The sequence below is a fragment of the Pseudomonas sp. DSV-1 genome (genome assembly GCF_035830915.1).
GTDB lineage: Bacteria > Pseudomonadota > Gammaproteobacteria > Pseudomonadales > Pseudomonadaceae > Aquipseudomonas.
Map to the genome: position 1 here is coordinate 3270467 of NZ_JAYMYG010000001.1, position 22918 is coordinate 3293384.

Genomic DNA, 22918 nt, shown 5'->3' on the forward strand with positions numbered 1-22918 from the left:
CGGGGGCCTATTCGAGTACCACGTCGAGATCGAGGTGGCACAACCTGCGATAAACCTCTTCTTTGCGTTCACGCACAGCGTGGTTTTGCGGTAATAACTCGCAGCAGCCATGCAGCAAATGCAGCACTTCGAGCACAAGATCGGGCTCCCAGGTTTGCAGGCCCGAGTCATGTAAAGTTTGGTCGAGGGCTTCGAGTTGGGTCTTGGCCAGTTCGTATTTCTTGGCCGCGAAGCACAGCCGGGCCAGAGCAAATTGCCAGAAAAATCGAACTCGCCCGCCGTAAGCGTTTTGCAGGCCTTGCTTGAGGATCTGCACGGCAGCCTTGAGACCGTCTTTGCGCAAGATCGGCAGGGCTTCCTCCAGGGCCAGCTCCCAGGCCAATTGGGTGTCAGCAACTTCAACCTTGCGCGGGGCACTTGAGGTTTGCAGGTGCGGGGTGACGTTGGCACTGATCCAGGCGCAAGTGGCCGGATCTGCGAAAGGGATGCCGTTGTGAAAGCGCAGCTCGATGACTCCTGGCATGCGCTGCATAAAAAGTGCGAAGTGAATTTCCACCTCTCGCATCGCCATCTCAGCGTTCAGGCCTTGCAAGCATTCCCAGACCATTCGCTGGCCATCGAACCAGAATGGCGCCTTCGCCAGGCTCGCCTCCAGTTCCACGATCAGGTCTGCGTATTGGGCTTGATCATAGCGATCCTGATAGGTCTTCAGTTTGTCCACCGGCAGACCACGAAGCGCAGTGATCTGCTCGTTATTGCGCTCAGGAATCGCGTCGATGGGCAGCCACAACAGCGTGCGATTGAGGCGCAGCGCACGCACGTCGGTCGCCTTCTGTTTGAGCCACCAGGCGCATAACGGTCGTGCATTTTCCTGCTGGACACGCAAGGCCTTGTGGGCGTCTTTCTCGTTGTCGATCGGCGCACCGGGAGTGAACAACTGCGTGGCGGCCTGCTTGACCTGGGCCACAGCAGCGCCGACCAGACCGGGTTCCGGCTGGTTGTCAGCAGCACGCTGAACCAGGTTTTTTAAACGGCGGGAGATTGGCAGCAACAACGGGGCATCGTCGCCCAAATGTTCGGAGCAGGCTGCATCCAGGCCTTCCAGATGCTCCACCAGCCGGCGAAACAGCGGCAGTTGCTCTTTGATCGCGATGTTTTCGTTCAGCACCTGCTCAAGGCGTGGCACCAACCAACTGAGGGCCGCTGCGCGGGTGCGAGCCTTGCCTGGATGAATTTCAGCCCAATGGTTCTCACACAAGTGTTGCAAAAAACCCAGACCAGCCAACAGCCCCTGGAAGGATTCGCGCTGGTACAAGCCCCAGGTCAGCCAGGCACCCACTCGCAAATCCTTGGACTGGGTACGTAACAGGGTTTCGCTGTTTTCACAGACCCTAACCCAGTCAATCTGACCGCTTTCGTGCATGGATTGGGCTTTACTCAGCTCGCTTTCCAGCCCTTCATACTCGCTGGAAAAACGAACGTCCTCGCCCGAAAAACCCTCTTCGGAAATTGAGGTTTTCGCGAGTTCAAGATAGTGAGCCGAAAGTTTACTGGAGTAGGACATCCATGACCTTAAATTAAGATTTACGCGACAAATTCAAAGAGCTGTAAGACGCGGAAAAAAGAAAAATTTTTAGATTCTTAGTTGCGAGCTCGTCTATTCATGAGTAAGCGTCGAGCATAAAGAATGAAATACAAGAATCTCTCATAGGAAATATCTTGTTTTCATGCCCTTACAGCGCCGCAAGAATAAGTAGTGCGAGAGAACCATACACTCATCTCAAGAGCAGGCATGTAGGACTATTCCTAAAAGCAGCAAAGAAGATTCCTGAGTGATTGATTTTTGCGGATGCTGTAACCGCGCAATATTACCTTGCTGTACATGCGCCAAAAGTTGCGCACCTATATGTGGACAACCCTGTGGATAGACCTCTGCGAAGTGCAAACTTAGCCGCCCACAGGCAAGTGCGCAAGAAGTTGCACAGTACTGCGCAACTTCTTGCGCACTTTATTGATAACTTTCGCACCATACGCTAGCTGAATTTTAGATTTTAAATTTAAGTCATTGATATATAACAGATTTATTTATTACGGCATGAACTTTGATAGTTGCCTTGGCGTCTGCAGTGCAATTAAGCCTGTGGACTCCTCTATTTTTCAGCAAGGAAAGCATTCATGGCTACGCCAGCATATATGTCTATCACGGGTACCAAACAAGGTCTGATCACCGCCGGCGCTTTCACCGCCGACTCGGTCGGCAACACCTACCAGGAAGGTCACGAAGACCAGGTCATGGTTCAGGGTTTCAGTCACGAAGTGATCATTCCTCGCGATCCGCAATCGGGTCAACCGACCGGTCAACGCGTTCACAAGCCGGTCAAGATCACCAAGGTCTTCGACAAGTCGTCACCGCTGCTGCTGGCGGCGCTAACGTCCGGCGAGCGCCTGACTGAAATCACTATCGAATGGTATCGCACTTCGTCGGCAGGCACTCAAGAGCACTACTTCACCACCAAACTTGAAGACGCGATCATCGTCGACATCAAGGACTACATGCATAACTGCCAGGACCCATCGAATTCGCACTTCACTCATTTGGAAGACGTTGAGTTCACCTATCGCAAAATCACCTGGACCCACGAAGTGTCCGGCACTTCCGGTTCTGATGACTGGCGCACCCCAGTCGCAGGCTGACACTGACTCGCTGTTTCGCGGCATCAATCTCTTTGGCGGTTGATGCCGTTTGCGTTGTGTCTCATCTCTCCGCTAAGGACAAGCCTATGTTCGCGCCAGCCAATGCTGCGCATTTCACGTTACTGATCCCCTCTGTTCGCAACGACTTCAAGGTCCTGGCCTTTGATGGCACTGAAGCCATCAGCCGCTTGTATGCGATCCACATCGAACTGGTCAGCGAGTACCCCGATTTCGATCTGGAGAGCCTGCTCTGTCAGCCCGCTTTTCTTCAGTTTGGCCTCAATGGCGAAGGTATTCATGGGCATATCGAGGAGGTGTCCGTGGGCGAGTCCGGTCGACGCCTCACCCGTTATCAATTAACCCTCGTGCCTGCCCTGCACTACGTGCAGTTCAGTCATAACCAACGGATTTTCCAGCACCTGACGGTGCCGCAGATCGTGGCCCAGGTCCTTAAAGGCCACGGCATCCAGGCCGATGCGTACACCTTCCACGCCAACACCAGCCCGGAACGTGAGTACTGCACTCAATACGGGGAAAACGACTTCGAGTTCATCCAGCGGTTATGCAGTGAAGATGGCATTTCAGGGCACCACCAGCACAGCCAGGATGGCCACCGTCTGGTATTCACCGACGATCAGACCTATTTCCCAAAGCTGGGGGGCACGCCCTACCTGCAAGGCTCCGGTCTGGTGGCGGATCACCCGGTCGTCAGCCAGCTCTCGATGCGTTACAGCACCCGAACCAGTACCACCACACGCCGGGGCTATGATCTAAAACGCCCAAGCCTGTTGCTGCAAAGCCACTTCACCGCCGAGTTCAGCCCGGCGCTCGAAGACTACCGTTACCCGGCGTTGATCGAAAATGAAAAGCTCGGCAGACAAATCGCCCGCCAAGCCCTGGAGCGACACCGCACCGACTACCAGTTAGCCGAGGGCAAAAGCCACCAGCCGACTCTGCGCAGCGGTCACTTCTTTGACCTGACCGAACACCCCCGTAAAGCCTGCAACGACTTGTGGCTGTTGCTCAGCGTGACGCACACAGGCAAGCAACCTCAGGCGCTGGAGGAAGCGATCACCAGCGACGTTAACCCCGAAGACGGCTTCACCCAGGGTTACCGCAACACCTTCAGTGCGATCCCCTGGGACGTGTTCTACCGGCCTCCCTTGGTCACGCGCAAATCCGTATTGGTCAGCCAGACGGCTCGCGTTACGGGGCCTGTAGGGGAAGAGATTTTTTGCGATGAATACGGCCGGGTCAAAGTCGAGTTCCATTGGGACCGCGCCGAGCTGGGCAGCGACAAGAGCAGTTGCTGGCTGCGGGTGTCATCCAGCTGGGCGGGAGAAAGTTTCGGTGCGGTGACTATCCCGCGCATCGGCATGGAAGTCGTCGTGACGTATCTGGAGGGTAATCCCGACCATCCACTGATTACCGGTTGCGTCCCCAACAAGGTCACGCCGGTGCCCTACCCCTTGCCCGCGCACAAGACCAAAACGGTACTGCGTAGCCACAGCTCACCCGCCAATGGCGGCTACAACGAACTGTCGATTGAAGACCGGGCCGGGCAGGAGTTGATCCACCTGCGGGCGCAGCGCGACATCGAACAGGTGATCCTCAACGACAGCGACACCCACATCGGTAACGACCGCCGCGAGCACATCACGCGGGACAGCCACAGCCTGATCAGCAACGACCGCGTTGAGCAGGTGGACAACAACAGCTCCAGCCTGATCAAGGGTGACGAACTGCACACCACCCAAGGCCTGCGTAACACGGTGATCGGTGGCAACGAACTGATCAGCATCACCGGCAACAGCAGCACGACGGCCGACGGCACGCTGGTGATTCAGGCCGGGGCACACGCCCATGTCACTGCGGCCCATGTGGTGATCAATGCCGGCATGAGCCTGACGCTTCAGGCCGGTGGTCAACACATCCTCATCACCGCAGGCGGCATTTTCAGCAGCGTGGACATTGTTCAGGGGGGCGCGCCCGTGGCGGGTGTTCCTTCGCTGCAAGCCGCCCAGGCGCTGGCCAGCGCACCGCAATCGATTATCGCTAGTCCGCTGTCCATCTTGGCCGCCGTCAAACAGAAAGCGGCGGACAAATGCCCACTGTGCGAGGCCTGTCGTGATGGTCTATGCAGCACTGGAGAACGTGCATGATTACCCTTGAACAATGGTTGCAAGAGCAAACCCGGCAGGGACGACACCTTTACCTGGTACTGGATTCAGATGGCCAACTTGACGAGCGCAATGGGTTGGTCAGTGAACTGGGCGTCGATCACTACCGCAATCTGTACAGGGGAACACCTGCTGATTCATTGGCGAACGTTGCTCCCTGCCTCTTCCGGTTGGACGCGGTTGAGCATCCGACCCTTCAGGCCCTGCTCAAGACACCGGACCGTCATTGGGGCTGGCTTGCCAGCGCCGCAAGCGCTGACCTCGATGCGTTGACCGCCCATTGGCAGAAGCGTCTGGTGACCGGTGAGCGGCCGAACCAAGCGCTTTATCGCTTTCACGATAACCGCGTACTGGGGCGTGCACTGGCCTACCTGCAACCCGAGCAGCGTGCGGACTACCTCGGCCTCATGACCAGCGTGTGTTACTGGCAGGCTGAGCAGTGGGCTGTCACCGACAACCCTGATCCCGGTACTTATCCCCTGCCCACAGACCCCGCCTGGTGCCATACCCCTACGTCTGAAGAAACCTTCAAGGGCATACAGTTCGACAATACGCGCCGTTACCTGGTCCGCGAGCACCTCGACACGCTGCTCGATCTGGCCCGAGAACAAGACATTGATGCCTGGCTACGGGGCCAGCTCGACCTGGCGCACACCTGGGGCTGGCAGGGACCCGACAGCATTCACTTTTTGCTGATGCAAAGCTTGCAGGCGCCGGATTACACCCCACCCAAAAACTGGCTACCCCGGCCAAACGCAACTCCGGCGATGCACTTTGACCGGGTTTATCAGCAAACGCTGTATTGGCAGGGAGATGGCCCCGTATGAAACGCGTTATTCACCGTTTAATTCTTGGCAGTTGCCTGGCCCTGACTGGCGGCTGCTCAGCCACAGGGAAGTCCGACACTTTTACCCTGACCGCCGACATGCCACCGGGCTTTGCCTATGTCGCGAAAGTGACCTACGTACCTGTCCCCGGTCAATCTTGCAACCTGGGCAGGTATAACAATGTGAAACAGCAGTTCAATCGCGAATGGTGGTCTGAATACAAGCCCGATGTAGAGATTGAAATACACCTCACCCGCAAAGGCTGTGAGTTGGTGCTGAATGGCATAGACCTTGAGATCAATGGGGTATATGGCAAAGATTTTGGTGACTCCGGCGGAGATTCCGGGTTTATCGCGGTGCGCGATTATCTCGACGCTCGCGACAAAGGCTCCTTCAATGCTGCTGGCGAAAGCCAGATTTCGGGGCAGTGCCAGTGGACTTTCCGGACCTCGGGAGGCTTGCGTCGTATTGTAAAAATCCTCTTCTGCAAAAACACCGATACCCAGGGCAATGTCACCAAAGGTCGTCCGTTCGCCGCGTACACCCTTGATCAGCTACCGGGCAAAACCGTGAAACTGAAAATCAAGTTGGCCGATGAGGAAAGACCTTACATGAAGGACACCTGGGTCAAGGTGCCCGGTGGATGGAAACGCTGTATGGGAGACAATTTTGAAGACCAACATGCCTTTTGCTATGGCAATTACAAAGACTTCAGCACCTTTCGCATGCCGGATGGTCGCGACACCTGCACCATTTACCCCGGTTGCACGGAAAACAAGGAGGTGACCCCATGATCCGTGCACTGCCAGAACGTGACAGGTCATCCATGGATGGCACAATTCACGCTTGCCCTTTACGGGAACACTCGACCAGTTTTCAATTAGTGGACGAGTTCGGGGATGGACAACCTTATGCCGGGCTGACTTATCAGATCATCGACCACGAAGACATTATCTACACCGGCAAGCTGGATGCGACAGGCTCCGGGAAAGTGGAAAACCACTACTGCGGCCCTGTGGTGCTGACGCTGAATCAACCCTATCAGGGACGCGAGAAAACCTACACAGTTTTAAGTGGAAGAGATCACTACCCCCTACCCATCACCGAACTACAGGTGCGAGCCGAGAAAACTCGCTTCTCCAATAAGTCCGGTCTTCGCACTCAATCCAATCCTGCACAAGACAAGACCAATGTGGGAGCCTTTTATCAGGTAGAGGTACGAGAACTCGTGGAGTACGGCGCACACCTGCCGCCGTTGTCCGCACGCCATTTCCCTCCCAACTTCCATGTCTTTAAGCTGTTTCGACCGCTACCGGTCAAAGGAAGTACTGGCTACAAGCCTGAGCTAGCAAAACGTTTCGGCGTTCCGCTGATGCCGAACCGGCACCATGTACTGGAAGTGCGCCCGTTGCGCGCCCTGCGCCCAATGCTGTCACCCGGCAACGATTTCTGCGCGCTCAACCTCTACCAACTGGCGCTGATGTCGACACTGAGTTACAGCGACTTTGCCCAGCAACCCATCGATCATCCGGTAGACACCGACACAGTGAGCTTTCCGCTACAGCCGAGCATCGGCAATTGGTTTGCTGACGCGCTAGCAAAATTTGACGAGCTTTGGCAGGTCGATGCCGCGCAGGCTGGAGGAAAGGCGTATTACCCGTTGTATGAGGAGGTGCCGTACTCCAGACGCCTGGAGGTCGTGCCCTTCGACCCGGCACTCTACCCGCAGGTTAATAGCCCGAGCCTGGGGGAGAAGCAGGAAAGTCCGGCGACTATTCACTGGCTTGATGACCGCGCTGATGACGACGGTACCGATACCCAAGCCTTTATCACTCACCATGATGCGCTGATTCTTCTTTCGATCCGGGGCACCGCCAGCGTGGCTGATGCCTTGCGTGACATGGATGCGACTCAGGTGCCCTTTGGCGATTCACCTGGCAAGGTGCACAACGGATTTTATGGTGCGGCCAAGGTAGCCTACCTTTTTGTCACTCGTTACCTGGACATGTTTTACAGCGGACAAAAACTGGTTATCACCGGGCACAGCCTGGGCGGGGCGATTGCCTTGATCGTGTCTGAAATGCTACGACGTCGACCGGATTTCACTTATGACATCGTGCTTTACACCTATGGCGCCCCCCGGGCCGGTGACAAGGTCTTTGTTGAGGGGGCCAAGCCGCTGGTTCACCACCGCATAGTCAACCACAACGACCCGGTGCCAAGCGTTCCATCGACATGGATGAATACGTCCACCCAGCGGGAGTACATAGCACAGGGTGTCGTTACCGTGCTGAACCCGGCTATCGGGGTGGCATCGCTGGTACTGGGCATGGTCAACATGACCGGTGAGCCCTACGCTCACCACGGCACACTGCGACACTTCATGCCGGTCTACTTTAACGCGGGCATCATGTCCTCGATCCTCTGGAAGCCAGGGTGCAGCACCATCAACGACCACGGTTGTGCCGTAGCGCTGAAGGCAACCGACGGCCTGCCCTCCCGTGGCTCATTCTTGCGACAAGTGATTGATAATGCCCACCACAAAATGGTCGTCAGCTACATTCCCAACTGCTGGGCCAGCCTGCGCCGCTGGCAGGATGCTCAGGAGTCCAATCGCTCATTGGTGACTATTGATGAGTTTGAGCAGGTGGATGAGGCATTAACCAATGCCAAGCGGCAAGTACTCACTCTGGAGAGCCGTCTGGCGGCGAGCTCCGACAGTTATGTCCGTAATCAAGCCGCGGCGATGGCCGCTCTTCAACAAGAGTTCCGCAACATAGAGATCACGCGCACGCGGCTGAGCGAGTTACGGGTTAGCCGTGTCAGTGAGGCCGATGTGTATGGTGTGTTCGCGGGACTACCCGAACTGACTGATGAGGATTTGCCTCGTTGGAAAGCTCATGCAGAGAACACAAGCGAGGAACAACTGGCAATGGCTCCGCCAGCAGCCGACGATGATGATGATGATGAGCGAGCGAGCGATAGCAGCCATTATCGGAGTCCGCATTCCGGGAACACCCTTCAATTTTGATATTGATTCGATTGTCTAGCCTGATACCTGCAGCGTGTGAGCATTTCATGCAACTGCGGGCTAGAAAATGGCACCTAAAGCGCCCGTGACACCCCGGACGCCAACACAACTTACACCCGGCAAGTTCTGGGCATCCCCCCGCCTTGCACCGTTACGGCATGAACTTCAAGGAAAAACGCCGCTGACCTCATCATGAGAGCGCGGCGTCTTTCTTGGCTAGAGTCAGCCAGGCACCAAACACCTTTGAGTGACTGTAAAGGCTACTGACTCCAGACGATTCACAATGACTGATCCCAGTTAGTCATCAAAAAGCTGAACACGGCAAACACGACCAGAACAATGACAAATATGTGTTTCTTATGGATTTTAGTTTTCATATCGCTCCCCTTTTTTGGTCTAAAAATGCCTCGGTAGCCAAAGCCAGGGATTGAGCATAGCTAATCAGGCCAAACCGTTGTGCCTTTGCTCCTAGAAAACACTGCCTTAACGTTTTTATCGGCGCGAAAGCTCGTCCAAAGGCTTGCCCCTATCCTTCTCCAAAGCCTCAAACCCGCGCTGCAGATCCTCGATCAAGGCGGCGACATCCTCCAGCCCGATATGCAAGCGCAACACAGGGTTCAGTGAGCGATCAGCCGCACTGTTGCGATCTTGTGTATCGGCTACGGTAATCAGACTTTCAAAACCGCCCCAGGAAGCCCCCAACCCGAACACCTGCAGCGCATCAATGAAGCGTTCAACACAGGCGGTGTCCGTGTCGTTCAACTCAAAAGACAGCAAGCCATTGCTGCCCGTGAAATCCCGCTTCCAACAAGCATGATCAGGATGATCGGGCAAAGCCGGATGGAATACACGTTTCACCTGCGGTTGCGCCTGCAACCAATGGGCGACTTCCAGGGCCTGACGCTCATGCACTTCCAGTCGGGGCGCCAGGGTTCGAGCGCCGCGCAGGACCAGGTAGGCGTCATCGGGGCTGACCGTTGCTCCAAAGTTGTCGCTCATGGAAGCGAGTGCCGGCCATGCCTCTTCACGGGTGCAGACACTGCCCATGAGCACGTCGCTATGGCCGCTCAGGTACTTGGTCAGCGCCATGATCGAGATGTCTGCACCAAGCGCCAGCGGTCGGTACAGATAACCCGAGCCCCAGGTGTTGTCGACGGCCACCAGGATGCCGCGCTTTTTGCACAGCGCCACAATGGCCGGCAAATCGCACAGTTCATACAGCAATGAGCCTGGCACTTCGGTGTAGATCATTTTGGTGTTGGCTTGCAGTTGAGCCTCAAGGTCGTGGCCGTTCGCAGCGAAATAGCTGACCTCAATACCGAAAGGCTGGAGAAACTCCCGCGCCAGACGCCGCACCGGCGCGTACACCGCATCGGTAATCAGCACATGATCACCGGGCCGCAGGTACGCCACAAACACCTGCGCCACAGCCGCCAGGCCGGTACCGAACAACCGCGTGCGGTACCCCCCCTCCAGCTCAGTGACCAGGTCTTCGAGGGCGAACGCCGTCGGGTTGCCGCGAGCACCGTAGCTGAGCACGCGCTCATGATCGCGCCGGGCCCGGGCGTCACGCATCTGTGCCAGGTTATCAAACAGCACGGTGCTCAGACGAGTGACCGGCACATTGACCGCCCGCCCGCCGATACCCTGGGCCCGTGCCGCATGCACCAAGCGCGTGCGCACCCGTTCATCTGGACGTACTGTCGGCTGCAAAGGATTGAGGCTGGCGATTTCGTCGGCGCTCATTTGCGCCAGCAGACCGATTTCCCAGGCAAGGTACTGGCGCGCCGCATCCTTGTTGCCCGTGTGGCGATCATGGGTGAAGAACAGAAAATCGATGCATTGATCATCGGATGGACTGTCCGGGCTTTCCTCCACGGCGAATCCTGCTGCACGCCAGGCCTCGAGTCCGCCGTCCAGCAGTTGCACGTGCACACGCAGGGCTTCGGGCAATTCACGGGCGGCAAACGCAGCGAGTTGCGCTTGATCGGCCAACAACACAACCGGTCGCTGCTCACCCGCCACATGCTGCGCGAGCAACGAGCGGATCGACCATCGTGAACCGGCAATATGGCCTTTGCGATAGGCACTGCTCGCACGCAGGTCGATCAACGCAACCGCCTTGTCTTTCAGTGCATCCGCCAGTGCCTGCGCCGAGATCAATGGCAGCGCCTCGTGGCCGACCACATCGCCTTCGGGCAACGCCAGACCGCTGTTCACGCCCTCTGCCAGCAGATACACCTCATGGCCCAACTGGCGCAGCCAGCTCGCAACAATCGGCGCACGTACGCCATCGCTGTCAATCAGCACCACCCGCGCCTGGCGCACACCGATATACAGGTCGGTCGATTGAATCAGCTGTCCGCCCGGCGTATGTTGCGCGCCGCTCAGGCTGCCCGCGGCAAACTCCTCTGCAGTGCGCACATCACACAGGAACAGGCTGCGCCGCGCATCCGCAGCCCACTGCTCAACCTGGACCGCGGCTACCGTTTTCACCCCCGCCCGTTCCGCCAGTTGCGAAGCGGCCAGCCGCTGCGCAGGCAATGACGCCGTGGTCACCCCATCGGCATAGCGACGGCGGCTGCCGTGCTCCAGCTCAAAGTCTTCAAGATCCCAACCCTGAGTGCCGTTTTCCAAGGCATAGACCGGATTCTTCACCCCCAGATTGATGAGGGTTTGTGCGCCGATGATGCTGCGGGTTCGCCCGGCGCAGTTGACCACGATCGGTGTTTTTTCGTCCGCCACCAGGTCATGGATGCGATACCCCAACTCACCGTTCGGGCAGCACACAGAACCCGGAATGGTCATTTTGCGGTATTCATCGAACGGACGACCGTCGAGTAGCACCAAAGGCTCGCCCCGGCTTTGCCAGTCGGCCAGTTGTTGTGCGGTGACATGGGGCGTATGGCTGACCTGTTCGACCAATTCGCCAAATGCCTTGGACGGTACATGTACCCCGGCAAACAACTGATAACCAGCAGCCTGCCAGCCATCGGCACCGCCCTGAAGCACGTGTACGCGTTCATACCCCAACGCCTGGAGGCGCCGGGCTGAACGTGCAGCAACATCGCTGCCGTTCTGGTCGTAGATCACCAGTCGCACCTGCAGGTTGGGCGCCAGTCGCCGAGCCTCCAGTTCCAATCGGCTGTACGGCAGGTTGACCCCGAAAAACAGATGGGCCTCTCCATACTGGCCATGCTCGCGCACATCAAACAGGGCGATTTCCTGCCCGTCGAACAGCCACTGCTGCAAGTGTCCCGGGGTTACGGTCTGGCTCATGGGAATTCCGTTAAAAAATGATGGATGCGCCGCAAGGCGCTTATGAATAGGCCTTGATCGACGGCGCCATTTGCGAGGCGTTGTAATTGAGAATGCGCCCGTCGGCCTCGACGCCGTAGCGACCATTGAGCGACTCCAGGGGCAAACCGTAGAGATGGAAATGCAAGGTCGCCTGCTCGCCTTCGACGCGAATGCCGTGCAGGTCGTCGCCCAGAAACGAAATCGACGTGCCAGGTTGCACGACCACTTCCTGCTGCAGATGCAATGTCGTGAACCCTGGCTCGCGACCTTCGTCGTCACGGCCATACACGTAGTTGATCTCCTGGCCTTCAACAGCGCTGATAATTGCCCAGGTTTCATGATTGTGAGCAATCGTGCTTTTGCCCGGTAGCAACGAGTTCAGGTACAGCGTTGGGGTGTCGCCATCGTCATTCAGGCGGTAGCGAAACGCGGTGGTGCCCTGCCCCGGCACCGGTGCCGGAAATTCATCGAAATTGAACAGATCACGACGCTCGGCCAGTGCCTCGAGCAGGGTAACGATGTGCACCAGTGCGGAACGGTCGACACCGGATTGGTTAATGACACGGATTTTCTTCAGGAAATCCTCGATGACGGCGGCACGGTTTTCGGTACTCATTGGCAGGCTCCTCGTTATTAGACAGACAAGCTGTAGCGACCCAGATTGGTCAGCAGGTACGGATCGTTGGCAACGACGGGACGGCGTCCCGGATCGCCCAAGGCATGCCGCAGGAATGCCTGGGTGCGCACGCTGGCCGGGCGTTGAAAAATCTGTTCGGCGCTGCCGTGCTCGACGATCACGCCGTTTTCGGTGAAGTAAACAATGTCACTGATCTCTTCGGCGAAACGCATCTCGTGGGTGACCAGCACGCACGTCATGCCCTCTTCGGTCAACTCGCGAATCACCGTCAGTACTTCGCCGACGGTTTCAGGATCGAGAGCAGAGGTCACTTCATCAAACAGGATCAGTTCCGGGCGCATCGCCAGGGCCCGGGCAATTGCCACGCGCTGTTGCTGGCCCCCGGACAGTTGTCCCGGATAGGCATCGGCCTTGTGCTCCATGCGCACTTTGGCCAGCAAGGCGCGGGCGTCTTTTTCGGCATCGGCGCGACTGCGCCCCAGCACTTTGCGTGGCGCGATCACCAGGTTCTCCAGCACTGATAGATGCGGGAACAAGTTGTACTGTTGAAAGACAAACCCCACGCGCTTGCGCAACTCGATGCGCTGCGTTTCCTGGGCCATCGTGTGTACCTCGGCGGCACCGACGCGCAGGGTGCCGCGCTGGGGCTGCAACAGCCCGGTGATGCAGCGCAGGATGGTCGATTTGCCAGACCCCGACGGGCCGATGATCGATACGGCCTGACCTCGATACACGTCCAGGTCAATGCCCTTGAGCACCGGGTTACCGCCAAACGACAGGTGTACATCGCGCAGGCTGACCAGAGGCTCGGCGACGGTTTCAATAGAAGGCATAACGTCGCTCCAGGCGCTGGGTGAGACGGGAAATCGGATAGCAATATGCAAAGAACATCACCAGCAGACTCAGGTAAACCACCACGGTGAAGCCGGTCATGTTCACGGTGTTGCTGGCAATCTGGGCGGTATCGATCACGTCGTGCACGCCCACAAGCGAGGCCAGCGCCGTGCCCATGGTGATCACCGCATACAGGTTCATCCACGGCGGCAACATGCGCTTGAAGCACTGGGGCAGGATGATCGAGCTGAAAATCTGCCAGCGTGTAAACGCCAAGGATCGCGCGGCTTCCCACTGCGTGCTCGGGATCGAAGCAATGGCGCCGCGGAAGATTTCAGCGACATTGGCACTGGCCGGCAAGGCCAGCCCGATCGTTACCTTGACCCAGTCCGGAAACGGGAGGTAGGCGCTGCCGATCTTGATCTCGAACGGAAATACATAAGTGGTGAAATAGATCAGCACCAGCCAGGGCGCATTGCGAAAAACGTGCACCCAGATTCGCGCAGGCTGTCGCAGCACCCACAATGGCGACAAGGCCAACGCCCCCACCAGCAACCCCAGCACTGAACCCAGCGTGATGGCGACCAGGCTGATCAGAATGTTCTGGCCAAAGCCCGCAGCCAAGGCTGGCGACCATTGCACAAGCGCTTTCAACACCGGGCTTTGCGGGGTAAACCACAACAGCCAGAATACGGCGCCGAGCAACAGCAGCAGCGTGCCCAAATGCCGTCGCGACCAGGCCTCTGATGCAGTGGCAGACGATTCAATGGCCATAGCCGGGCATCCTCAGGCGCGCTTCCAGATAGCGCCCCACTCCATTGACGATAAAACTCAGCAGACCAAAAAAGCTCAGGATCAGGATCATCAGTTCCAATACGTTATCGCTCTGCGTCCAGATCATGATCGACGCGTAGGTGATGTCGCCGACGGCAATTGCCGAGGCGACGGCGGTCATCTTTACCAGGTCGATCAGGTTGTTGATCAACGACGGCAATGCGAAGCGCAGGGCCAACGGCAACTGCACGTGCCATAGCAACTGGCGGCTGCTGAATGCCAACGAACTGGCGGCTTCCAGCGTCACTGCCGGCACAGCTTCGATGCCCGCACGCAGGGCCTCTGCATGAAAGGCCCCTTTGTGCAGCGAGATCACGATCACCACCCAGGCAAAGGGCGTCAGCGGGTTCGCCGCACCGACCGCCTGGGTCAGCAGCATGTTCAACACGAGAAAGGCGCAATACAGCTGCACCAGGGTCGGCGTGTTGCGGGTGACTTCGACGAACACCCGCGCAGGTTTTGCCAGCAACGGGTTTCCCGATGTCAGCATGGCCGCCAGTCCAACCCCGGCGAGCAAACTGCCGATGATGGTGAACAGGCACAACCACACCGTGGTCAACGCCCCTTGCACAAGGGTGCCCCGCTGATAGGCATCCAGCAGAAAGTTGTAGTTCAGACCAAACCCGGCGACCCAGTGGACGAAAATCTCCAGCCAATGACTCATGGGCAACTACCTTGGAGGGCAGCCGCAATGCGGCCACCTGTTAAATACGATGGAGGGGAATCAGGCGCCGTCGCCCTGGAACTGCTTTTGCAATTCGACCAGTGCAGGTGACGCGGGAGTGATGTGATTGCGGGTCTGGGCTTCGATCAGCCAGCCGCTGCGGTGCAGCTCCTTGACGATCGGCTCAAGCCTGGCCTGGGTGTCGCTTTCACCACGACGCGTCCAGATCACGGACGGTGCCGGGTTGAGCTCCGGACTTAGGGCACGATAGCCTTGCCATTCGGGGTTGTCGGCGATTAACGGATTGATCAGTGTGGCGTCATGTACCGCCGCAACGCAGTTACTGCCACGCAGTGCCAACAAGGATTCGGATGAACTTTTGAACGCCTTCAACTCAACGCCCAACTCGGTCAGCGGCTTGATGTAGCTGCTGCCTTGAGAGGTGCAGACGGGTTGCCCCTTCAGGTCTTCCCAACGAGTGATCTTGCTGTCCTTGAGCACCGCGGCGGTACCGCCAACCCGGTAAAACGGTGTCGGTACAAACCCGAGGATTTCGCCGCGCTCTGGCGTCCATTCCATGTTGGCGATCAGCAAGTCCACTTTGCCCTGCTGTAGAAATTGCACACGGTTGGCAGGTAATACCGGCACCAGTTGCACTTCAACATTCAACTGCCGACCCAGTTCCTGAGCGAGTTCAACGTTCAAGCCGCGCGGCTTCTGAGTGCTCGGGTCTATACCGCCAAAGGGGCCACCTGACAGCAGCACGCCAACGGCCAACACATGACGCTGCTCGATCTTGTCCAGTGTCGCGTCAGCCTGGACAGCAGTGCTGGCCGCCAATGAGACCAGGGCGCCCAACAGTACAGGCAATAGACGTCTTTTAGGCGCGCGCTCAAGCAACATGGATTTCCCCTCATGAATGACCGGGAAAAGCCCGATCCAATAAGTGGACATCCTGCGTACAGCACGGAGGTAACGGAAATACAAATATCTAATATCGTTATAACTGAGCCGGTTTCAATTTTTAGATAAATGCTTATAAGCCTGTATTTACGGGCAAATGTGAGTATTCAAAGAAATAACTTCGCGCAAACACATAAAAATATGTAATGTTTAGGTTCTCACTCCTGATATAAAAAAGCCTCCATGTCGACCCTGGATCTCGAGTTACTGCGCACCTTCATTGCCGTGGTCGACCACCACAGCTTTGCCGAGGCCGGCGTGCAACTGGCCCGTACACAATCGTCGGTCACTCAGCACATGCAACGCCTGGAGCAACAGGTCGGGGTTAGCCTGTTTGAAAAGCGCGGCCGACAAAAACAGCTCACGGAAGCCGGACAGCAGTTGCTGCGCCATGCCAGACAGATGCTCTCGCTCAACAATGACGCGCTGAATTCCTTGCGCGAAAGCAGCTTGAGCGGCGTGCTGCGCATTGGCTCACCCCATGACATCGCGGACACCATCCTGCCCCCCATCCTGAGCCACATCGCGCGCTCGGCGCCGCGTTTGCGCCTGGAAATCGACGTCGGCAGAAGCCCTTTCCTGATGGACGACCTGCACCGGGGCAAGGTGGACATGGTGATTTCCACTCGCGAAGACCCGAACCTGGAAGGCTTTGCCCTGCGCACCTCACCTGTATGGTGGATTTGCTCCGCGCAGTACCTTCACACCCCCGGGGAGCCGATACCGTTGATTCTGGTGGATGAGCCCAGCATCTATCGACGATATGCCCTTGAGGCACTGGAGAGCGCCAACATTGCGTGGCGCCAGGCTTACCTGGCATCGAACCTGATCGGCATCAAGGCGGCAACACGTGCAGGCCTTGGCGTCACTGCCAGAAGCATGGAAATGCTGGGCCCGGATATGCGGGTGCTGGGTGAAAGCGATGGTTTGCCTCGCCTGCCGGACGTCACCTACTACCTGTGGATTCGGCCCAACACCCTGAACCCCCCGGTTCGTCGGGCCTATGAGTTGATTCGCAGCCACCGCGGGCACTGAGTGCCGCTGAAGCCTGCGGCACAGGTCAGTCAGCACGAACGAAGCAAGGGGCAACGGCGTGGCGGCCCCTTGATAATGGATCAGGCTCACTAAAACGAAGGCACAAAAAAGGGCACCGCGTTAGCGTATGCCCTTTTTTATCGAATCTTGGCGGAAAACCAGGGATTCGAACCCTGGGAACGCTATTAACGTTCGTCGACTTTCAAGACTGGCGAGCTTCCCAGAAAAACAATGAGTTTGACATTGATCGTTTCCGCATCTTAGCATTTATGACTGGCCTGAAACCCGCGCAGATCAGGGGTGCATATTGAGTTGCAGAAATGATTCTGCCCCTCTCCCGGCGTCCTGCCGAACGAATAAACCTTCATTTCTTCACCCCTACATACCCAATGAGTCACCACTCGCAACCTGCAGCATGGGGCGCCAAAACTTCAAAAACAGCAAAAACAGACCAACCCTAAATTTATTTAAGACTTTTCATGTATGATATTAATTGACAAACACATAAAGACCAGCCTATCTAAAAAGGAGTGAATATGGATATTTATGCAATTATTGGGGCCGGAGGTTTTGGCCGAGAAGTCTTGCCACTTGTAAAAGAACGAGTTGGCATGTTTAGCGAAAGCCCATACCGAATTATATTTGTAGATGATGGCATTAACGCCAAAGAGATTAACGGCACAGAAGTAATTACTTCATCTGAGTTTAAAACCATTACAGGCACCAACAAATTTTTCAACATCGCAATTGGCAACAGCAATGTGCGAGAGACCATTGCACAAGACATGATCTCGTCCGGTGCAAAGCCATTCTCTATTTCATCGATCAGCCACAGTGTGACGTATGAAGGAAGTATGATAAGCGAAGGGTCAATTCTATGCCCTTTCACGACAATTACTTCCAATGTAAAAATTGGAAAATACTTCCATGCAAACATCTACTCCTATGTTGCACATGATTGCGTGATCGGCGACTTCGTAACATTCGCTCCCGGTGTCAAGTGCAACGGCAATGTAACGATCGAAGACCACGCCTATATCGGGACCGGCGCCATTATCAAGCAAGGCACCCCAGACAGACCCATTGTGATTGGCGAAGGGGCTATTGTAGGCATGGGCGCAGTGGTGACTAAAAGCGTGGCCGCAGGATCCGTGGTGGTTGGAAACCCCGCAAAACCACTTCGCAAAGGTCTTGGCAGCTGATGGATCACCCTACCCTTACCTCAGTGCCTATTGAAGAAATTAAAGTTGGGATGAAAGCCAGTTACTCCCAAAAAATATGCGACTCAGATATCAGGGACTTTGCCAGAATCAGCGGCGATCACAATCCTGTACATATTGATAGCGCCTATGCTGCTGAATCACGTTTCGGGAAGCGCATCGCTCACGGCTTGATGTCTGCCGGATTTTTCTCGGCGCTGTTTGGAACACGAATACCTGGACCAGGTTGTGTTTACGTATCCCAGAACCTTAAATTTATTAAGCCTGTTTACATCGATGACACCGTGACGGCTGAGGTTGAAGTGACTAAAGTTGACCTGGTAAAACATCGTCTTTTCTTCAATACCACTTGTAGAGTGGAGGGGAAAAAAGTAATTACCGGATCGGCAGAAATCTACATCCCAAAAAAGTAGCCTACCCCCCGCATACGCGGGGGAAGTTGGCTCGAACTGTGCCAACTACAACAGCAACATCAGGCCTAGCGCCAACTGTTTAACATCGATAATACCGTGAGCTACAAGTTTCCAGCGAGCACCGTCCATGGCAACAATTACAGTGCCCGCGTTATCAGAACTTGTTGTACCCGCCAGGCCAACAAAATACTCCCCGCCACCACCCACCCAATCACCGTGATATTCAGAACGAAAGCACGCTGATTACGAGTCGGCGAAAGAATGGCGTCTGATTTGATCTTGCCCAGCGAACAGCCCCAACAGGATACCGTGCCGACATTTTGCGTTGAGCCCAGGAACATAGCCACCGCGTTATTGGCGTGGCGCAGGGGGGGGGCTGCACGTTGCAGGGGATGATGCGTTCCGGCCCCATACAAACCTCCGTCACGGGTTTCGAGTGGCATTGGTACTGCGAATCCCACTCGTTGATGGTGCAGGTTTTCTTGCGGCGGCCGGCCAGTTCTGCGGCACTGAAGCGCTCAGGCCATGCGCTACCGGCGTAGCAATCGACCAACGTACCGAGCGGTGTAAAGAAGGCAATGCCGATTTTTGTCAGTTGAAAATCAACGCCCAGCACCAGCCATCGGGCATGTTTTCCAATACCGGAAAACACAACTTGCTGATCACGAATCTGTCGGAGTTGCGCAAACCGCCCGAAATAATGCGAAAGCAATGTAAAGCTTTGCCTCGGCCGCCTCCAAACCCCAGAAACACAAAAGCCCCGCTTTCGCGAGGCTTTCGTATGAATTTTGGCGGGAAACCAGGGATTCGAACCCTGGGAACGCTATTAACGTTCGCCGGTTTTCAAGACCGGTGCATTCAACCACTCTGCCAATTTCCCGTACTTCAAATGAATCACCGCCAGCGTGCTATTGGAAAGCACCCGGGATAAAAAAATCATGAACCTGTTACAGTCTACGACTTTCAAGACTGCTGCTTTAAAGCAATCAGCCCTACCCCCTACCGTTGTTTCGGGCGCCATAATACCTGAATGAAACACGTTGTCAAACTCTCTTGATCCCTTGTTTCAGAGCCTCTGCTATGATCTTTGCTACTTAACATTTCTAACCACAGGAGTATCGCCATGCGCGAACAGGATTACGCAGTTAATAACAGCGTGCAGGCCGAGCAGCTAGAGGTTAGCCGCGTCCTGCGCAACACGTACGGCTTGCTGGCTCTTACCCTGGCTTTCAGCGGTGTAATGGCTTACGTCTCGCAGCAGATGCGAGTCGGCTACCCAAATATTTTTGTTGTACTCATCGGTTTCTACGGCCTGTTCTTCTTGACGAACAAGCTGCGTGATTCGGCATGGGGCCTGGTGTCCGCCTTTGCCCTGACCGGTTTCATGGGATTCCTGCTGGGCCCGATTCTCAACCGCTACCTGGGCATGCAGGGCGGCGCTGAAGTAGTAAGCTCGGCATTTGCAATGACTGCTCTGGTATTTGGTGGCCTGTCAGCCTACGTGCTGATCACCCGCAAGGACATGAGCTTCCTGGGCGGCTTCATCACTGCCGGCTTCTTTGTTCTGCTGGGCGCGACGCTGGCCAGCTTCTTCTTCCAGGTCAGCGGCCTGCAACTGGCGATCAGCGCAGGTTTTGTATTGTTCTCTTCGGTCTGCATCCTGTTCCAGACCAGCGCCATCATTCATGGCGGCGAGCGCAACTACATCGTGGCGACCATCAGCCTGTATGTTTCGATCTACAACCTGTTCATCAGCCTGCTGCAAATTTTCGGCATCATGAGCCGCGACGACTGATCAACAACCGCTACACAAAAGCCCGCTTCGGCGGGCTTTTTGTTGTCTGCTGCAAGCATCTTTGGGCATCTGGCTTTATCATTACCGCAGATTTGCTGACAGAGCCCACCATGAAATTTGCCATTGCCCTTTATTCGGCAGCCCATGCACCCTCCTCCCGTCGTGCCCTGCGTTTTGCCCAGGCAGCACTGGCGGGCGGCCATGAAATTGTCCGGCTGTTCTTTTATCAAGACGGTGTTCACAGTGCTTCGAGCAATATCGTGACGCCCCAGGACGAACAGGACATCGCACAACAATGGGCGACCTTCGTCAGTCAGCATCAGCTCGATGGCGTGGTGTGTATTGCCGCAGCCTTGCGCCGGGGCGTACTGAATGAAGACGAAGCAACGCGCTATCAGCGCCCGGGGGTCAACCTGAAAGCACCGTGGGAATTGTCCGGACTGGGGCAATTACACGATGCCATTCAATCTGCCGATCGACTGATCTGCTTCGGAGGGCCTTGAAATGCCCAAGTCACTGTTGATTATCAGCCGCCAGGCTCCGTGGTCTGGCCCGGGGGCAAAAGAAGCACTGGACATCGTTCTGGCGGGCGGTGCATTTGACTTGCCTATTGGCCTGCTGTTTATGGATGACGGTACTTTCCAGCTCGCTCCAGAACAAAACGCCGGCGCCCTTCAACAAAAAAACCTCACCGCCAACCTGCAAGCCCTGGCCATGTTTGGCGTTGAGGATTTGTATGCTTGCCGCCACAGCCTTGACGAGCGTGGAATCTCGCCTGCAGGGCTTGCAGTCGCTGACGTACAGCCACTGTCAGCAGATGAAGTGCGTGCAGTCATTGACCGTTATGACCAAGTGATCACCCTCTGATGTCGACCCTACACGTTGTGAGCCACTCACCTTTTTCAGACACCCGCCTGGGCAGCTGCCTGCGCTTGCTGGGCAGTGAAGATGCCGTGCTGCTTTGCGGCGACGGGGTATACGCCCTGCAGCTACAAGGCAGCGCCCTCACATCCCTGGAAGAAAAAACCGTTTTTATCCTTGAAGAGGACTTGCAGGTGCGCAACCTCAAATGCCCGACATGGGCAACGGGTGTTGATTACCCAGCCTTCGTCGAGCTGTCGATTCGTTATGACAAGGTCAACACCTGGCTATGAATGTGCTTACTCTCAGCGGCAAAAGCATCGAACTGGACAAGGACGGCTACCTGCTGGACCTCAACGATTGGTCTGCCGAAGTCGCCCAGGCACTGGCCGTACAAACGGGCATCGAGCTAAGCCCCGAACACTGGGAAATCCTTGAGTTGTTGCGCAGCTTCTATCAAGAGTTCCAGCTGTCTCCTGCCACGCGCCCACTGATCAAGTACACCGCTCTGAAACTGGGGCCCGACAAAGGCAACAGCTTGCACCTCAACCGACTGTTTAATGGCACCCCAGCCAAACTCGCCGCCAAGCTGGCGGGCCTGCCCAAGCCGACCAATTGCCTATGAACACTCCCGCTGCGCTGACTCTCGAAACTCCGGCCGAACACCCGTTTGCTCAATTTGTACGCATCCTGGGCAAAGGTAAACGGGGTGCCCGCAACCTGACCCGCGAAGAAGCTCGCGAGGCAATGGGCATGCTGCTCGACGACAAGGCAGAAGACACCCAGCTGGGGGCCTTTCTGATGTTATTGCGGCACAAGGAAGAAAGCTCAGAAGAAATGGCAGGTTTCACCGAAGCCGTCAGAGACCGCCTGGCAGCACCCGCGATCAAGGTCGACATCGACTGGCCGACTTATGCAGGCAAAAAGCGCCACTTGCCTTGGTATCTGCTGGCCGCCAAGTGCCTGGCCCAGAACGGCGTACGTATCTTCATGCATGGCGGAGGCGCTCATACGGCGGGCCGAATGTACAGTGAGCAGCTGCTTGAGGTGCTTGGCATCCCGCTGTGCCGCAACTGGCAGAGCGTCAATGAAGCGCTGGACACAGGCAATCCGGCGTTTATGCCGCTGCAGGACTGGGCGCCGCAATTGCAGCGCATGATAGACCTGCGCAACACTCTGGGCCTGCGCTCGCCGATCCACTCCCTTGCACGCATTCTCAACCCCCTGAGTGCCCGCTGCGGCCTGCAAAGCATCTTCCATCCGGGCTATCAAAGCGTGCACCGAGAAGCCAGTGGCTTGCTGGGAGACACCAGCATCGTGATCAAGGGTGATGGCGGCGAAGTCGAAATCAATCCCGACACATCAAGCCATCTTTACGGCACAACGGCAGGCGTGAGCTGGGATGAAGAGTGGCCCGCCTTGTCGTCACAACGCCATGTCAAACCCCCATCGCTGGAGCCGGAACATCTCAAGGCGCTTTGGCGTGGCGAAGTCGAAGACAGCTACCCCCAATTGGCCCTGTTGTCGACGATGGCCCTTGCATTGCGAGGGCTGGGCACCCCCCGGGAGCAAGCCTTTGAGCTGGCACAGCGCTATTGGGACAATCGTGACACATCGATCTAAACCTGTT

At 56.4% G+C, this 22918-nt stretch carries 22 protein-coding genes and 1 tRNA gene; 14 read left to right on the top strand and 9 right to left on the bottom strand.

The genetic code is table 11. The features are described 5' to 3' along the window. Positions 1–7 precede the first annotated feature (7 nt). Positions 8–1564, bottom strand: a complete 1557-nt coding sequence (gene tssA, locus VSQ83_RS15280) for a type VI secretion system protein TssA (RefSeq protein WP_326427154.1) — start codon at positions 1562–1564, stop codon at positions 8–10. Positions 1565–2175: 611 nt separating this feature from the next. Between tssA and VSQ83_RS15285 the strand changes: the two genes are divergently transcribed. From VSQ83_RS15285 to VSQ83_RS15305, 5 genes are all read left to right on the top strand, one after another. After that, the gene (locus VSQ83_RS15285) at positions 2176–2694 is read left to right on the top strand and encodes an Hcp family type VI secretion system effector (RefSeq protein ID WP_219261057.1); all 519 of its coding nucleotides are present in this window, start codon (positions 2176–2178) and stop codon (positions 2692–2694) included. Between the two features lie 86 nt (positions 2695–2780). After that, complete coding sequence (gene tssI / locus VSQ83_RS15290; protein ID WP_326427155.1) at positions 2781–4856, top strand: type VI secretion system Vgr family protein; 2076 nt, start codon at positions 2781–2783, stop codon at positions 4854–4856. Beyond that, positions 4853–5701: a DUF4123 domain-containing protein gene (locus tag VSQ83_RS15295; protein WP_326427156.1), complete on the top strand. Its 849-nt coding sequence runs from the start codon at positions 4853–4855 to the stop codon at positions 5699–5701. Before tssI ends, VSQ83_RS15295 begins: the two co-directional genes overlap by 4 nt. Beyond that, positions 5698–6495, top strand: a complete 798-nt coding sequence (locus VSQ83_RS15300) for a hypothetical protein (RefSeq protein ID WP_219261054.1) — start codon at positions 5698–5700, stop codon at positions 6493–6495. Before VSQ83_RS15295 ends, VSQ83_RS15300 begins: the two co-directional genes overlap by 4 nt. Next, the gene (locus tag VSQ83_RS15305) at positions 6492–8732 is read left to right on the top strand and encodes a lipase family protein (RefSeq protein WP_326427157.1); all 2241 of its coding nucleotides are present in this window, start codon (positions 6492–6494) and stop codon (positions 8730–8732) included. Before VSQ83_RS15300 ends, VSQ83_RS15305 begins: the two co-directional genes overlap by 4 nt. Before the next feature lie 492 nt (positions 8733–9224). Here the strand turns inward: VSQ83_RS15305 and metC are convergent, their stop codons facing one another. Genes metC through VSQ83_RS15335 form a run of 6 tightly spaced genes read right to left on the bottom strand, consistent with a single transcriptional unit; the run spans position 9225 to position 15904 of the window. Next, positions 9225–12011, bottom strand: a complete 2787-nt coding sequence (metC, locus tag VSQ83_RS15310) for a cystathionine beta-lyase (protein ID WP_326427158.1) — start codon at positions 12009–12011, stop codon at positions 9225–9227. 40 nt (positions 12012–12051) lie between these two features. After that, positions 12052–12648, bottom strand: a complete 597-nt coding sequence (locus VSQ83_RS15315) for a cysteine dioxygenase (protein WP_219261051.1) — start codon at positions 12646–12648, stop codon at positions 12052–12054. A gap of 17 nt (positions 12649–12665) precedes the next feature. Then, positions 12666–13502, bottom strand: a complete 837-nt coding sequence (locus VSQ83_RS15320) for an amino acid ABC transporter ATP-binding protein (RefSeq protein WP_219261050.1) — start codon at positions 13500–13502, stop codon at positions 12666–12668. Next, complete coding sequence (locus VSQ83_RS15325) at positions 13489–14277, bottom strand: amino acid ABC transporter permease (protein ID WP_219261049.1); 789 nt, start codon at positions 14275–14277, stop codon at positions 13489–13491. The genes VSQ83_RS15320 and VSQ83_RS15325 overlap by 14 nt, the downstream gene beginning before the upstream one ends. Beyond that, on the bottom strand, positions 14267–15001 hold the full coding sequence (locus VSQ83_RS15330; RefSeq protein WP_326427159.1) for an amino acid ABC transporter permease: 735 nt from the start codon (positions 14999–15001) through the stop codon (positions 14267–14269). Before VSQ83_RS15330 ends, VSQ83_RS15325 begins: the two co-directional genes overlap by 11 nt. Before the next feature lie 60 nt (positions 15002–15061). Then, on the bottom strand, positions 15062–15904 hold the full coding sequence (locus VSQ83_RS15335) for a transporter substrate-binding domain-containing protein (RefSeq protein WP_326427160.1): 843 nt from the start codon (positions 15902–15904) through the stop codon (positions 15062–15064). A 243-nt stretch (positions 15905–16147) separates the two neighbouring features. On the opposite strand from VSQ83_RS15335, the gene VSQ83_RS15340 reads away from it, so the two are divergent. From VSQ83_RS15340 to VSQ83_RS15350, 3 genes are all read left to right on the top strand, one after another. After that, positions 16148–16999 carry a LysR substrate-binding domain-containing protein gene (locus VSQ83_RS15340; protein ID WP_326427161.1) on the top strand — a complete coding sequence of 284 codons (852 nt, stop codon included), beginning with the start codon at positions 16148–16150 and terminating at the stop codon, positions 16997–16999. Between the two features lie 536 nt (positions 17000–17535). Then, positions 17536–18201 (top strand): acetyltransferase, encoded by a 666-nt coding sequence (locus VSQ83_RS15345; protein ID WP_326427162.1) that lies wholly within the window; start codon positions 17536–17538, stop codon positions 18199–18201. Beyond that, on the top strand, positions 18201–18632 hold the full coding sequence (locus VSQ83_RS15350) for a MaoC family dehydratase (protein WP_133076094.1): 432 nt from the start codon (positions 18201–18203) through the stop codon (positions 18630–18632). The genes VSQ83_RS15345 and VSQ83_RS15350 overlap by 1 nt, the downstream gene beginning before the upstream one ends. A 137-nt stretch (positions 18633–18769) precedes the next feature. On the opposite strand, the gene VSQ83_RS15355 is transcribed toward VSQ83_RS15350, so the two are convergent. Both VSQ83_RS15355 and VSQ83_RS15360 read right to left on the bottom strand, forming a co-directional pair. Further along, positions 18770–19075: a hypothetical protein gene (locus VSQ83_RS15355; RefSeq protein WP_326427163.1), complete on the bottom strand. Its 306-nt coding sequence runs from the start codon at positions 19073–19075 to the stop codon at positions 18770–18772. Between the two features lie 346 nt (positions 19076–19421). Then, a tRNA-Ser gene (locus VSQ83_RS15360) sits at positions 19422–19512 on the bottom strand. A gap of 243 nt (positions 19513–19755) precedes the next feature. Here VSQ83_RS15360 and VSQ83_RS15365 point away from each other — a divergent pair. The 6 genes from VSQ83_RS15365 to VSQ83_RS15390 all read left to right on the top strand — a co-directional run bounded on the left by VSQ83_RS15365 (position 19756) and on the right by VSQ83_RS15390 (position 22911). Next, positions 19756–20427 (top strand): Bax inhibitor-1/YccA family protein, encoded by a 672-nt coding sequence (locus VSQ83_RS15365; RefSeq protein WP_326427164.1) that lies wholly within the window; start codon positions 19756–19758, stop codon positions 20425–20427. 110 nt (positions 20428–20537) lie between these two features. Then, positions 20538–20930 carry a sulfurtransferase complex subunit TusD gene (gene tusD, locus VSQ83_RS15370; protein WP_133076091.1) on the top strand — a complete coding sequence of 131 codons (393 nt, stop codon included), beginning with the start codon at positions 20538–20540 and terminating at the stop codon, positions 20928–20930. Between the two features lies 1 nt (position 20931). Continuing rightward, positions 20932–21294 (top strand): sulfurtransferase complex subunit TusC, encoded by a 363-nt coding sequence (gene tusC / locus VSQ83_RS15375; protein WP_219261045.1) that lies wholly within the window; start codon positions 20932–20934, stop codon positions 21292–21294. Further along, the gene (gene tusB / locus VSQ83_RS15380; RefSeq protein WP_133076089.1) at positions 21294–21581 is read left to right on the top strand and encodes a sulfurtransferase complex subunit TusB; all 288 of its coding nucleotides are present in this window, start codon (positions 21294–21296) and stop codon (positions 21579–21581) included. Before tusC ends, tusB begins: the two co-directional genes overlap by 1 nt. Further along, positions 21578–21913 carry a TusE/DsrC/DsvC family sulfur relay protein gene (locus VSQ83_RS15385; protein WP_219261044.1) on the top strand — a complete coding sequence of 112 codons (336 nt, stop codon included), beginning with the start codon at positions 21578–21580 and terminating at the stop codon, positions 21911–21913. Before tusB ends, VSQ83_RS15385 begins: the two co-directional genes overlap by 4 nt. Further along, positions 21910–22911: a glycosyl transferase family protein gene (locus VSQ83_RS15390; RefSeq protein WP_133076087.1), complete on the top strand. Its 1002-nt coding sequence runs from the start codon at positions 21910–21912 to the stop codon at positions 22909–22911. The genes VSQ83_RS15385 and VSQ83_RS15390 overlap by 4 nt, the downstream gene beginning before the upstream one ends. Positions 22912–22918: the final 7 nt, after the last annotated feature.

Bases quoted from the DNA above. Each gene is read 5' to 3' on its own strand.
- metC (WP_326427158.1), bottom strand. From the start codon at position 12,011: ATGAGCCAGACCGTAACCCCGGGACACTTGCAGCAGTGGCTGTTCGAC.
- VSQ83_RS15325 (WP_219261049.1), bottom strand. From the start codon at position 14,277: ATGGCCATTGAATCGTCTGCCACTGCATCAGAGGCCTGGTCGCGACGG.
- VSQ83_RS15300 (WP_219261054.1), top strand. From the start codon at position 5,698: ATGAAACGCGTTATTCACCGTTTAATTCTTGGCAGTTGCCTGGCCCTG.
- VSQ83_RS15390 (WP_133076087.1), top strand. From the start codon at position 21,910: ATGAACACTCCCGCTGCGCTGACTCTCGAAACTCCGGCCGAACACCCG.
- VSQ83_RS15315 (WP_219261051.1), bottom strand. From the start codon at position 12,648: ATGAGTACCGAAAACCGTGCCGCCGTCATCGAGGATTTCCTGAAGAAA.
- VSQ83_RS15285 (WP_219261057.1), top strand. From the start codon at position 2,176: ATGGCTACGCCAGCATATATGTCTATCACGGGTACCAAACAAGGTCTG.
- VSQ83_RS15365 (WP_326427164.1), top strand. From the start codon at position 19,756: ATGCGCGAACAGGATTACGCAGTTAATAACAGCGTGCAGGCCGAGCAG.
- VSQ83_RS15335 (WP_326427160.1), bottom strand. From the start codon at position 15,904: ATGTTGCTTGAGCGCGCGCCTAAAAGACGTCTATTGCCTGTACTGTTG.
- VSQ83_RS15340 (WP_326427161.1), top strand. From the start codon at position 16,148: ATGTCGACCCTGGATCTCGAGTTACTGCGCACCTTCATTGCCGTGGTC.
- VSQ83_RS15330 (WP_326427159.1), bottom strand. From the start codon at position 15,001: ATGAGTCATTGGCTGGAGATTTTCGTCCACTGGGTCGCCGGGTTTGGT.
- tusB (WP_133076089.1), top strand. From the start codon at position 21,294: ATGTCGACCCTACACGTTGTGAGCCACTCACCTTTTTCAGACACCCGC.
- VSQ83_RS15350 (WP_133076094.1), top strand. From the start codon at position 18,201: ATGGATCACCCTACCCTTACCTCAGTGCCTATTGAAGAAATTAAAGTT.
- VSQ83_RS15355 (WP_326427163.1), bottom strand. From the start codon at position 19,075: ATGCCACTCGAAACCCGTGACGGAGGTTTGTATGGGGCCGGAACGCAT.
- VSQ83_RS15385 (WP_219261044.1), top strand. From the start codon at position 21,578: ATGAATGTGCTTACTCTCAGCGGCAAAAGCATCGAACTGGACAAGGAC.
- tusD (WP_133076091.1), top strand. From the start codon at position 20,538: ATGAAATTTGCCATTGCCCTTTATTCGGCAGCCCATGCACCCTCCTCC.
- VSQ83_RS15320 (WP_219261050.1), bottom strand. From the start codon at position 13,502: ATGCCTTCTATTGAAACCGTCGCCGAGCCTCTGGTCAGCCTGCGCGAT.
- VSQ83_RS15305 (WP_326427157.1), top strand. From the start codon at position 6,492: ATGATCCGTGCACTGCCAGAACGTGACAGGTCATCCATGGATGGCACA.
- tssA (WP_326427154.1), bottom strand. From the start codon at position 1,564: ATGTCCTACTCCAGTAAACTTTCGGCTCACTATCTTGAACTCGCGAAA.
- VSQ83_RS15345 (WP_326427162.1), top strand. From the start codon at position 17,536: ATGGATATTTATGCAATTATTGGGGCCGGAGGTTTTGGCCGAGAAGTC.
- tusC (WP_219261045.1), top strand. From the start codon at position 20,932: ATGCCCAAGTCACTGTTGATTATCAGCCGCCAGGCTCCGTGGTCTGGC.
- VSQ83_RS15295 (WP_326427156.1), top strand. From the start codon at position 4,853: ATGATTACCCTTGAACAATGGTTGCAAGAGCAAACCCGGCAGGGACGA.
- tssI (WP_326427155.1), top strand. From the start codon at position 2,781: ATGTTCGCGCCAGCCAATGCTGCGCATTTCACGTTACTGATCCCCTCT.